Here is an 11,686-nt window from a genome sequence, read left to right as displayed (position 1 = left end):
CATGAGCGGAGTGGACAAGCAGGTCGAGCGCATCAAGGCGCTGGGACTTCCCGGTCTCGATGTGCGTCATATCGGGGTTTATGTTCAGCCGACGGTCCGCGAGGTCGGGGATGAACTCGTCCAGACGTTTGCCGCCTATGTTGGTGAGAATGAAGGCAATTTCTCGATCAATTTTCCGACCAAGCTGATTTTCGTGATCATGACCGGCGGCTGGGAGTTCGAACGCTTCGAACTGGATGGCCGGACCTGGGACGGCATCGCCATCATGCCGTCGGACCAGGATTTCGAGGTCGCCTTCGGGGATGACGGTCGCCAGAGCGTGATCGTGATCGACAAGTGCAATTGCTTTTTCACCTATCGCTACCAGGTGGTGCTGCGCAATTCACAGACCGGTCAGCGCATTGTCGTGGATCCGGGCTTCGGCAATACCGATCGCGAACCGCCGAACCCGCCTCCGCCATAGGCTAGAGTGACGGGAACAGCCGTTTCAGCGCTGTGTCGGACTGGCGCAAATCGCCAGCCGGCCCGGCCGCCGCGATACGCCCGTTCTCAAGAACCGCGATCTGCCGGGCGCGTTCCAGAAGCCTGACGCGATGCGTGACCATAAGGGTGCTGCGACGCGGGTCCTCGTCCAGCCAAAGGTCCAGCGCATCCAGGAAGTCCGCCTCGGTCGTCTCGTCGAGCCCTTCTGTCGGCTCGTCGAGCAAGAGCACCGGGGCGTTCTTGACGAAGGCGCGCGCCAGGGCGATCCGCCGCGCCTGTCCGCCAGAGACAAGCCCGCCCAGCTCCCCGGTCCAGGTCTTGAGGCCTTCGGGCAGACGGCGGACGAAATCGGCGGCTCCGGCGCGTGCGAGCGCGTCCCACAGACGGTCCTCTTCGGCATCCGGATCGGCCAGGCGCAGATTGGCGCGCAGCGTGGTCGAGAGAAGTTCGGCCCGCTGATCCACCAGCGCGAACCGGCTGCGAACATCTGAGATGGCGAGAGCGTCCAGTGCTGCCCCGCCCAAGGTGATAGCGCCCCCCTGCGCGCTGTAGAACCGCATCAGCAATTTGATCACGCTCGACTTGCCGGCGCCGGATGCGCCGACCAGCGCCAGTCGTCCGCCTTCGGGCAGGGACAGGTCGATGCCGTCGAGAATGTCTGTATCTGTCTCGGGATAGCGGAAAGTCACGTTTTTCAGGGACAGGTCCCACCCCTCGGGCAGCGGGGCGGGGCGGGCAGGATCGCTGACCGCCGGCGTGATTTCCGTGAGCGCCTTCAGGCGGCGCGCCGAGGCTGTCGTCTTGCCATAGAGCTCGGCGGCCTGAACCAGGGGCGCAGCGGCTTCAAAGAGGGCGAAGGCGATGAAGCCGGCGAGGGCTGAAACGGGGGCTGCGGCGCCGGAGGCGGCGGCGAGTCCGAAGCCGAGCACGAAACTCAGGGGCGCGGCGAGGGCGAGTATGGCGCCATTGATCATCGAGACGGACGATAACCGGGTCTGAGCGTCGACAAGACCCGCATTGGCGGTCTCGATCCGGCCGATAATGCGGTGTGTTGCGCCATAGGCCTTGAGCTCCGCAAGGCCGGAGACGAGGTCGCCCGCCTCGGCGCGCAATGTGCTGGCCTCGCCTGTCAGGTCCTGACCGGCTTGGCGTGCGGTCCGGGCCGCCCAGTATGGCAGGATGACGCTCGCCAGCAGGAAGGTCCCCAGCACGCCGGGCAGGGCGGCAGGGGTGAGAAAGGCCAGGATGACGCTCGCGAACACGGCGCCGGTCACAGCAGCGGTCACCGGCGTGACAAAGCGCAGATAGAGACTGTCGAGCGCGTCCACATCCTGTGTGACCCGCGAGAGGAGGTCGCCGCCGCGCATGCGTCCCAGCCGGGCCGGCGCCAGCGGAGCAACCGTATCGAAGACCCAGAGCCGCAGGCGCGCCAGAATCCGGAACGTCGCTTCATGGGTGACCATGCGTTCGGCATAGCGCCCGACCGTGCGCCCAAGCGCAAAGCCGCGCACGCCGCCCGAAGCGAACAGATAGTTGAAGGCGCGACCGGCGCCGGCCAGTCCCGCGACGGCGGACGCCGTGATGAACCAGCCCGACAGGGACAACAGTCCGATGCCGGCGAGCAGGGTCAGGGCGGCGAGAGCGGCGCCCAGGCGCAACCACCAGCGATCCGGTCTGGCGAGACCGAGGAAGAATCGCAGATCGCTCATGCCGCGTCCTCCATCTGGAGTTCGATCACCTGGTCCGCGAGGGCGCGAACGGCGGGGCTGTGCGTGGCGATCACAATGGTGCGTCCGGCGCTGATGCGTTTGAGCGCCTCCAGGAAGCGCCCTTCGGCTTCGCCATCAAGATGGGCGGTGGGTTCATCCAGAAGAACGAGCTTCATATCGACCGCCCAGGCGCGCGCCAGAGCAAGGCGCTGCGCCTGCCCTCCCGACAGGCCATAGCCCTTTTCCCCCACTCGGGTTTCCAGCCCGTCTGGCAGGCTGGCGGCGAAATCCATGACGCCGGCGGTTTCTGCGGCCGCTGTGATGCGCTCCAGAGGCAGACTTTCGTCAAACAGGCTGATATTCTCGATGAGGTCGCCGAAGAACACGTGTGGGCGCTGGGAAATCCAGGCGGCCTTGCCGATCAGGGGCGTGCGGGTCGCGTCTCCATCCACAAGGATCGCGCCCTCAGTCAGGGGCGCATATCCCAGCAGCATTTTCAGGGCTGTGGATTTGCCCACGCCTGAAGGTCCCCACAGCGCGGTGATCTGTCCGGCACGCGCCTCGAAACTCAATGGGGCAAGGCCGCGCCTGCCATCCGCATACACCGAGCCTGCTTCCCGGAATGTCAGCGCGGGCGCCGTCTCGAAGCCCGGGGAGCGGAACAGGGCTTCCGGGCTCTCGCCGGCCAGGTCGGCGTCGCGGATGTGATCGCGCTCGGCGTTCAGCGCCTCAAGCGCCGCCATGGAGTCTTCCGGCCCGTCAAAGAGGGGGGCGAGCGCCTCCGCCCCCGCTTCTGCATCCGCCCGATCATGATAGGCCGCTGAAAGGCGACGCAGAGGCATGTAGAATTCAGGAGCCAGGATCAGACAGAACAGGCCCGTCTGAAGCGTGATTGTTTCGCCCGCATCGAAGGGCAACTCGCCCAGCAGCGAAAAGCCGATATAGATGGCGGATCCGGCGACGGAGACAGCGGCGAAGAATTCCAGGACACCGGAGGACAGGAACGCCATCGCCAGCACTTTCATGGTGCGGCGGCGGAAATCGTCGGAGGCGTCGGCCAGGCCATCGCGTTCACGCCCGGCGGCGTTGAACGCATTGAGGGTTTCCAGGGCGCGCAGCCGGTCATTGAACCGGCCTGCGAGCCGCTGCAGCGTGGTCAGCTGATCCTTGGACGCCGCAGCGGCGCCGGCGCCGACCAGCGCCATGAAGACGATCAGCAGCGGCGCCGTGACCAGGAAGATCAACCCCACCACATAGCTCGCCGAGAAGGCCGCCGCCATGATCACGAGCGGGCCCGCCATGACGACGCCCATGAGCGGGCGATAGCGGCCGAAGAAACCGTCAAGCTTGTCGACGGCGTCGATCAGGGAAGAGGCGGTTGCACCTGAATCCGCACGCTCGACATAGGAGGGACCACGCTCGACCAGCCGGCGTGCAGCCAGGGCGCGCACCGTGCTACGAACCTTGAGAGAGGCGAGAACGCCCATGCGGGTCTCGGCCGCCTGCAGAACGGCGCGCAGGACCGCGCAGACCAGCGCCAGACCCAGTCCGGGCCAGACAGGCTGAGCGTTCACGAGGGCGCTGACCGCCCACGCGGCGCCCCAGGCGAACCCGATGAAGACGGCGTACTGCGCGGCGCCGAAAGCGGCGCCCAGTCGTGTCAGGCCGGACGCCGGCGCCCCCCAGGCTTTCAGATAGGCGGCCAGCCGGGCCTTGCGGGCTTTCTGGGCGGCCTTGATGTCCGCAGCGGACAAATCAGTGTTACTCATGACCCCCGACATACACGCCCTTGTCCGGATTGAAGTGCGACCGCTCGTCCCATGCGACACCTTGCAGACGATACAAACTAACGCGCTTGGATCATAAAGACATCGGCTGCGCCCGAGGGCGTATTCTTTTAACCGCTGCCGCAAGGCATTGGAGGGTGACATGGTCGACATGACCGTTGTGGAGCTGTCGCGCTGGCAATTCGCGCTGACAGCCATGTATCACTTCCTCTTTGTACCGCTCACACTTGGACTGTCCATCATCCTCGCCATCATGGAGAGCGTTTATGTGATGACGGGCCGTCAGGTCTGGCGGGACATGACGAAGTTCTGGGGCACGCTGTTCGGCATCAATTTCGTGCTGGGCGTGTCCACCGGGATCACGATGGAGTTCCAGTTCGGCATGAACTGGTCCTATTACTCCCACTATGTGGGCGACATTTTCGGCGCGCCGCTGGCCATTGAAGGCCTGATGGCCTTTTTCCTCGAGGCGACGCTGGTCGGCCTGTTCTTCTTCGGCTGGGACCGGATGAGCAAGCTGGGGCATCTGGCCGCCACCTGGTTCATGGCCATCGCCACCAACCTGTCGGCCCTGTGGATTCTGATCGCCAATGGCTGGATGCAGAACCCGGTCGGGTCCGAGTTCAACCCCGACACCATGCGCATGGAAGTCACCGACTTCATGGCCGTGCTGTTCAACCCGGTCGCCCAGGCGAAGTTCGTGCACACCGTGTCGGCAGGCTATGTGACCGGGGCGCTCTTTGTTCTGGCCATATCCGCCTTCTTCCTGCTGAACCGGCGCTTTGTCGGCTTCGCCAAGCGCTCGATGACGGTTGCGGCCGCCTTCGGTCTGGCCGGCGCGCTGTCGGCCGTGGTTCTGGGGGATGAGAGCGGATATGCGCTCACCGACAACCAGAAGATGAAGCTCGCAGCGCTGGAGGCCATGTGGCATACCGAAGAGGCGCCGGCGCCCTTGACCCTGGTCGGTTTCCCCAACCGTGAAACCCACGAGACCGAGCACGCCATCGAGATACCCTGGGTGCTGGGCCTGATCGCGACCCGCTCTCTGGATACCCAGGTCGAAGGCATTCTGCCGCTGGTCGCCCATGCCGAAACCCGGATCGAGAACGGGGTCAGGGCCTATGACGCGATGATGCGCCTACGCGAAGATCCAGATGACGCCGTTGCGATGACCCAGTTCCAGGAAGCCAAGTTTGATCTGGGTTACGCCATGCTGCTGCGTCGCTATGTGGACGATCCGCGCGACGCCGGACCGGACCTCATTGCGCAGGCCGCCATGGATACGGTGCCCAATGTGGCGGTGATGTTCTGGAGTTTCCGCTTCATGGCCGGGCTGGGTTTCTACTTCATCGCACTGTTCGGCGCGGCGTTCGTGCTGAGCTCGTTGCGCAAGCATGAAACCCGCTGGTTCCTGAAGCTGGCGCTGGTCTCGCTCCCGCTGCCCTGGGTGGCCGCGGAGCTGGGCTGGCTGCTGGCCGAATACGGTCGCCAGCCCTGGATCATCGAAGGCGTGCTGCCGACCTTTGAAGGGGTGTCGAGCCTGCACCCCACCCAGATGATCCTGACCACTGTCGGTTTCACCGCGCTTTATGGCGCGCTGGCCGTGGTCGAGGTCACCCTGATGATCAAGTATATCCGCCGCGGGCCCTATCCTGACGGACCAAGCCGCGGATCATCCCTGAAACGCCAGGGCGGTTTCGAACCGCTGCCGGCTGAATAGGGAGGAGAGACCATGGACATTCCTCTGTCATACGAGCTGTTGCGGGTGATCTGGTGGGCGCTTCTGGGCGTGCTGCTGATCGGTTTTGCGATCACCGACGGTTTTGATCTCGGCGTGGCGGGGCTTTTGCCCTTCGTCGCCCGGACCGATACCGAACGCCGCATCGCGATCAACACGGTGGGTCCGACCTGGGAAGGCAATCAGGTCTGGCTGATCCTGGGCGGCGGCGCGATCTTCGCGGCCTGGCCGCTGGTCTACGCCGTCTCCTTCTCGTCCTTCTATCTGGCGATGTTCGTGGTGCTGGCGGCGCTGATCCTGCGTCCGGTGGGCTTCAAGTACCGCTCCAAGCGGGATGATCCGCGCTGGCGCAATTTCTGGGACTGGGCGCTGTTCACCGGCGGCTTCGTGCCGGCGCTGATCTTTGGCGTGGCCGTGGGCAATGTGCTGGTTGGCGCGCCCTTCCGGATGAATGACGACATGCGCATTTTCTGGGACGGCAACTTCTTTGGCCTGCTCAATCCGTTCGCGCTCCTGTGCGGGCTGTTGAGCGTGACCATGCTGTTCCTGCATGGCGCGGCCTGGCTGTCGATGAAGGCGGAGTACGGCCCGGTGCGCGATCGCGCGCGGACCTTCGCGCCGATCTTCGCCTTCGCTTCGATCATCCTCTTCGCCCTGGCCGGCGCGTGGGTGGCGTTCGGGGATCTGGGCTATCAGGTGACCAATACGGTCGCCCCTGACGGGCCGGCCAATCCGCGACTGACCGAAACCGTGCGGGAGGGCGGGGCCTGGCTCGCCAATTACGGGCGCTATCCGTGGATGATCCTGGCGCCGGTGCTGGGCTTTGGCGGGGCGGCGCTGGCGCTGTTCGGACTGCGCTCGAACTCCGAGGCGATGACCTTTGTCGGCTCCAAGCTGTCGGTGGTGGGCATCATCTCGACGGTTGGGCTGTCGATGTTCCCGTTCATCCTGCCTTCGAGCATCGATCCCAACGCCTCACTGACCGTGTGGAACGCCTCTTCCAGCCACACGACCCTCTTCGTCATGCTGATCGTGACGGCGATCCTGTTGCCGATCGTGCTGGCCTATACCGCCTGGGCGTTCAAGGTGATGTGGGGTCGGGTCACGACCGAGCAGGTCGAGAGCGGCGATTACTACTAGGACAAGGAGAACAGACGATGTGGTATTTCACCTGGATTCTGGGCCTTGGACTGGCCTGCGCTTTCGCGATCCTCAACGCCATGTGGCATGAGCTGGCGCTGAGCGACACCGGAGACACCGGCAGCTCGGACGAGGCTTTCTGAGCCTTGGCGACGACCAGAAACAGAACAGCCCGGACCTCAGGTCCGGGCTGTTTTGCATGAAGCCGATACTGCGATCAGGCGGCTTCGGTGTCATTGGCCGGGCTGGGCGCGGCGCCTTCGTCTTCATCCGCGAAGGTGCGCACCTTGATCGGGCCGTCCCAGTCGCGCAGCAACTGCTGCTTTTCCTCAGCCGTGATCTCCACGTGCGCGCCATGCAGATACCAGCGTCCCGCATCATCGCGCACCGGAATTTCCGTGGTCCGCCAATGAGAGACCGGGTCCCCCTCATTGTTGTAGGTCCAGGTCACCTGCATGGAGGCGATCCGCCCCGAGAACGCGCCGAGATCGAGAAAGGCGTCGAGAATCTCGATCACGTCCGAATTCGAGGATTCAAGGACCTCGCCAGGCGCCAGGCGATGGAAGGGCGTCCCGTGATCGCGCAGGGCCTCGCTGACCGTATCGACAATGATCTTGCCGTCCACTTCAGCCAGCATGCTGATCAGGTGGGGCGAATGGCTGATCGTTGTGCGGAAATGCTCAAACAGCGGACGATGCTCGGGTTCCTGCAGCAGGCGTTCGAGCTTCGCTTCCAGCTGCGAGGAGGGCGAGGCTGTGGAATTTTCCAGGCGCGACACATAGGCCTGGCTCACGCCAAGCAGATGCGCCGCCGCTTCCTGTTTCAGGCCGGTGCGCTGACGAAAAGCTCTAAGCTCTTTTCCCCAATTCATAATATTAGACCCATTCAAAGGTGCGGAGCGTTGGAAGGCGTTTATTGAATCTGACTCAGTCACTTATCCGGTCATATTCGCAATAGTGCTGCACTGCAACGCATTGGCGGTTGAAAAATGCGGCTGCCACATGCCGAGCCGAACTTGACCGGACGTTTTCGAGCCGTACTGTCGCCCCAACTAAACCGCCAATGGCGGATACGAGGGAGGATACTGATATGGGCTTGTGGTCGACGATCCGTCGCGAATGGTTTTACACGACGCAGTTGGTGCGCATGCTGGGCGCACTCAAGAAGATCACGCCTGACTCAGAATATCTGACCCCGGACCTGTTCGAAGACAGCGTCGACAAGCACGCTCAGCGCACGGCCTTCATCACCGAGAGCGGCGTCGAGATCAGCTACGCCCAGTTTGACCGCTATGCGAACCGCGTCGCCCATTGGGCGCTGGCGCAGGGCGTGAAGCCGGGCGACACGGTCGCGCTCTACATGGCCAACCGCTGGGAATACGTCGCCATCTGGTTCGGCCTGTCCAAGGTCGGCATCATGGGCGCCCTCCTCAACAACCAGATCACCGGCCAATCCCTCGCCCATTGCATTGACGTCTCCGAAGCCGCCCATGTCATCGTGGAAGGGGAGCTCGCAGAGCAGTATGAGACCGCCTGCGCGCTCATCAATTGCAAACTGACCCCATGGGTCAGCGACGGCAAGCAGGCCAAGGCGCCAGGCGGCCAGGATTTCGATGCGGCTCTGTCCGGTCAGTCCGATGTGCGTCCGGACCGCTCCTATCGCGCGCATCTGAAGGCGTCTGATCCGTGCATGAAGATGTACACCTCGGGCACGACCGGTCTGCCCAAGGCGGCGATCGTGGCGCACACCCGGGCGCTGTATTATCTCCAGGTCTTTGGCGTCGCCGGTCATGCCGACAAGGATGACCGCATGATGATGGTGCTGCCCATGTACCACGCCACGGGCGGGCTGTGCGGGGTCGGCGCGGCGCTGTCGTTTGGCGGGGCGGTGATCGTGCGCCGGAAATTCTCCGCCACCCGCTTCTGGAAGGACGCCGCCGATACGGGCGCGACCATGCTGATGTATGTGGGCGAGCTGTGCCGCTTTCTGGTCGCTGCCGAACCCAGCGAGTGGGAGAAGAAGCACAAGATCCGCATCGCCATCGGCAATGGCCTGCGCCCGGATGTCTGGCCGCGGTTTGTCGAGCGCTCCGGCATCCCGCGGATCATGGAATTCTATGGCGCGACCGAAGGCAATGTCGGCCTGATCAATCTGGATTCCAAACAGGGCGCGATCGGACGGGTGCCGCCGCACCTGTCCAAACGCTTCAACATCAAGCTCGTCAAGTTCGACATGGACGAGGAAGCGCCGATCCGCGACGCCAACGGGCGCTGCATCGAATGCAAGCCGGGTGAAGTGGGCGAGGCGATTGGTGAAATCCGTCCCGATGACGCTCGCTACCGCTTTGACGGCTATGGCGATGAGGAAGCCACAAAGAAGAAGATCCTGCGCGACGTGTTCAGCGAAGGCGATCTGTACTTCCGCACCGGCGACCTGATGAAGCGCGACGCCCAAGGCTATTTCTACTTCATCGACCGGGTGGGCGACACCTTCCGCTGGAAGTCGGAAAACGTGTCCACCAATGAAGTCGCCGAAGTCTTTGGCACTCATGAAAAAGTCGTCCAGGCCAATGTTTATGGCGTTGAAGTGGCGGATTATTCGGGCAAGGCCGGCATGGTGGCGCTGGTCGCAGAGGAGGGGCTCGATCTCAACGCCCTGCATGCGCACGTCCACAAGGAGCTGCCTCATTACGCCCGCCCGCTCTTCCTGCGGCTGAGCAAGGAGACCCAGGACGAGAACACGACCGGGACCTTCAAGCTGAAGAAAACCGATCTCGTCAAACAGGGCTGGGATCCCGAGCTGATCGCCGATCCGGTCTACTTCGATGATCCTGATCAGGACGGCTATGTGCCTCTGACGGCGGAAATGCGCGCCCAGATCCTGTCGGGCGAGAAGCGGGTCTGATCATGACGCTGATGCCGGTTCGAGGAGGCTGGCCCGAAAGCCTGGTTCACGGTTGATGCGGCGTTTGACGCCCGGGTGCGCCGAAAACTGGGGCCGGCCTGTCACAGCTTTCTGCAGACCCGGTCCGTGCTGGACCATCCCTGGCTGGTCGAGCCCGACACCGCCCTGGCGTTGGTGATTCTGCTCGACCAGGCCCCCCGCAATGTCTGGCGCGGCTCGAATGCGGCGTTCAGGCTCGATCCGCTGGCGCGTGAGGCGGCCATGAGCATGCTGGAGGCCGGGTTTGACTGGGCGCTGCCCAAGGATCGCCGAGCGTTTGTCTATCTGCCTTTCTCCCATTCCGAGGATCTCGAGGATCAGGCGCTGGCCGTTCTGATGTGCGAGGAGCGGCTGGGTCCGGACAGCGACAATACCCGGCATGCCCGAGCCCATATGGATGTGATCGCGCGCTTCGGCCGCTTCCCGCATCGAAACGCCGTTTTGGGCCGGACCCCGCGCCCGGCGGAGCAGCGCTATCTGGAGGAGGGCGGTTACGCCCCGGGCTCGAAGCGCCCGGCAAAAACGACCCAAGGGCAGTCCTGACTCGGTCCGCATACCCACGCTTCTTCTTAAGTGATTGATTTATTTGACGTGGAATCCGGCAAGGGCTTTGCAGGAGGTGAGTGAACCCTCAAGGAGCGCCCAATGCCTGCCCAACGTCCGTCCCGCATCACCCCGCTTGATATTCGCGCCATTGCCTTCACGCTCGTCGATCGTCATGGAGACATGGCGCTCAACTACGCCGACATGGCGGTCACCGAGCTCGAACAGAAGGGCGAGGATGAAAGCGCGAACGCCTGGCGCGTGTTGCGCTGGGAGATTGAGGATGCGCTGGCCGGCGTCATCGGACGTGAAAGCCCCATCCAGATGCAATAACAAGGCGGCTGACACAGGAGTTTGTCTTGCGCTGACGCTCCGGCTCACCCAGCTTTAGGCGATGAGCGATTTATCCCTATTTGACACGTGGATTAACCAGGCCGGGCTGAACGATCTGTTCAACCCTCGCAAAACCGTCACCGCCATGCGCGACGCCATGGCCCGGATGGAAGAGCTGGTCGAGGTCGCCCCTCCGCCTGTGGAGGAAGTGCACGATATAGAGTTTGCGGGCGGCGAGGGGCCCCGTCCCGCCCGTATCTATATTCCCTATGGCGCTCAGCCGGACCACGGCCCCGGTCTGATCTTCTATCATGGCGGCGGCTTCATGGTCGGCTCGCTGAAATCCCATGACCCGTTGTGCCGGCGTTTGGCGGCGGTGTCGGGCGTGCGGATCTGCTCGGTCGATTATCGCCTGGCGCCGGAGCACCCTTTCCCGGCGGCGGTTGATGACGCTTTCGCCGCGATGGATGCGGCGCTGGCTGGCGAACTCGCCGCATATGGGTTCGACCCTGACCGCATTGCGGTGGGCGGAGATTCAGCCGGGGGGAATCTTGCGGCGACCGTGGCGCGCGAGCGTCGTGACGCGCTCAGCTATCAGCTTCTCCTTTACCCCTTGATGCAGCTCTTGCAGACAAAGAAGGACCGCCCGCGCTGGCAGGAAGGGCCGCTTCTGTCCGAATTCACGCTCGAGGAAATCCGCAAGCATTACATCCGCGACGCTGATCCGGCGGATGTGCGGATTTCTCCCTTGCTGGCGGAGGACCTCAAAGGATTGCCGCCCGCCTATATCCTGGCGGCCGAGATGGACCCGCTCCTGGATGAAGGGGCGGCCTATCGTGATCGTCTGACCGCTTCGGGCGTCCATGTAGAGTACAGGCTCTGGAACATGGTGCCGCATGGATTCCTGAACATGTCGCGCCTGTTCCCGGCTTGCGTCACCGCGATCGAGGCGTCGGCGAAGGCGCTCGACAGGGCGTTTCAAGCCAGGCCCTTGTGAGCCGCCGCGGCAC

Annotated in this window: 10 protein-coding genes and 1 pseudogene; 8 read left to right on the top strand and 3 right to left on the bottom strand. The window is 63.6% G+C overall.

Annotated features, from left to right (window positions below):
* Nucleotide 1 precedes the first annotated feature (1 nt).
* A complete protein-coding gene (locus tag OA2633_RS07025) occupies nt 2-463 on the top strand; it encodes a hypothetical protein (protein ID WP_009801816.1) in 462 nt (153 codons plus the stop codon).
* Nucleotide 464: 1 nt separating this feature from the next.
* Here OA2633_RS07025 and cydC read toward each other — a convergent pair whose 3' ends face one another.
* Nucleotides 465-2,192, bottom strand: a complete 1,728-nt coding sequence (gene cydC, locus OA2633_RS07020) for a thiol reductant ABC exporter subunit CydC (protein WP_009801815.1) — start codon at nt 2,190-2,192, stop codon at nt 465-467.
* On the bottom strand, nt 2,189-3,961 hold the full coding sequence (gene cydD, locus OA2633_RS07015) for a thiol reductant ABC exporter subunit CydD (protein WP_156776157.1): 1,773 nt from the start codon (nt 3,959-3,961) through the stop codon (nt 2,189-2,191). Before cydD ends, cydC begins: the two co-directional genes overlap by 4 nt.
* Before the next feature lie 160 nt (nt 3,962-4,121).
* On the opposite strand from cydD, the gene OA2633_RS07010 reads away from it, so the two are divergent.
* Genes OA2633_RS07010 through cydX form a run of 3 tightly spaced genes read left to right on the top strand, consistent with a single transcriptional unit; the run spans nt 4,122 to nt 7,000 of the window.
* Complete coding sequence (locus tag OA2633_RS07010) at nt 4,122-5,699, top strand: cytochrome ubiquinol oxidase subunit I (RefSeq protein WP_009801812.1); 1,578 nt, start codon at nt 4,122-4,124, stop codon at nt 5,697-5,699.
* Nucleotides 5,700-5,711: 12 nt separating this feature from the next.
* Entirely contained in the window at nt 5,712-6,857 is a 1,146-nt protein-coding gene (gene cydB / locus OA2633_RS07005; protein WP_009801811.1) for a cytochrome d ubiquinol oxidase subunit II, read from the top strand.
* 17 nt (nt 6,858-6,874) lie between these two features.
* Nucleotides 6,875-7,000, top strand: coding sequence for a cytochrome bd-I oxidase subunit CydX (cydX, locus tag OA2633_RS07000; RefSeq protein WP_009801810.1), 126 nt, complete (start codon nt 6,875-6,877; stop codon nt 6,998-7,000).
* A 74-nt stretch (nt 7,001-7,074) separates the two neighbouring features.
* On the opposite strand, the gene OA2633_RS06995 is transcribed toward cydX, so the two are convergent.
* Entirely contained in the window at nt 7,075-7,728 is a 654-nt protein-coding gene (locus OA2633_RS06995; protein ID WP_009801809.1) for a helix-turn-helix transcriptional regulator, read from the bottom strand.
* A 218-nt stretch (nt 7,729-7,946) separates the two neighbouring features.
* Here OA2633_RS06995 and OA2633_RS06990 point away from each other — a divergent pair, with 218 nt between their 5' ends.
* From OA2633_RS06990 to OA2633_RS06975, 4 genes and pseudogenes are all read left to right on the top strand, one after another.
* Complete coding sequence (locus OA2633_RS06990; RefSeq protein WP_009801808.1) at nt 7,947-9,761, top strand: long-chain-acyl-CoA synthetase; 1,815 nt, start codon at nt 7,947-7,949, stop codon at nt 9,759-9,761.
* Nucleotides 9,762-9,800: 39 nt separating this feature from the next.
* A pseudogene (locus tag OA2633_RS06985) lies at nt 9,801-10,343 on the top strand (DUF924 family protein); the annotation flags it as partial.
* 102 nt (nt 10,344-10,445) lie between these two features.
* Nucleotides 10,446-10,676 (top strand): hypothetical protein, encoded by a 231-nt coding sequence (locus OA2633_RS06980; RefSeq protein WP_009801806.1) that lies wholly within the window; start codon nt 10,446-10,448, stop codon nt 10,674-10,676.
* 61 nt (nt 10,677-10,737) lie between these two features.
* Entirely contained in the window at nt 10,738-11,673 is a 936-nt protein-coding gene (locus tag OA2633_RS06975) for an alpha/beta hydrolase (protein WP_009801805.1), read from the top strand.
* The last annotated feature ends 13 nt before the right edge of the window (nt 11,674-11,686 follow it).

Origin of the sequence: Oceanicaulis sp. HTCC2633 (genome assembly GCF_000152745.1) — a bacterium.
In the GTDB taxonomy this organism is placed as follows: Bacteria; Pseudomonadota; Alphaproteobacteria; order Caulobacterales; family Maricaulaceae; genus Oceanicaulis.
This window is presented reverse-complemented; position numbering and strand designations above follow the sequence as displayed.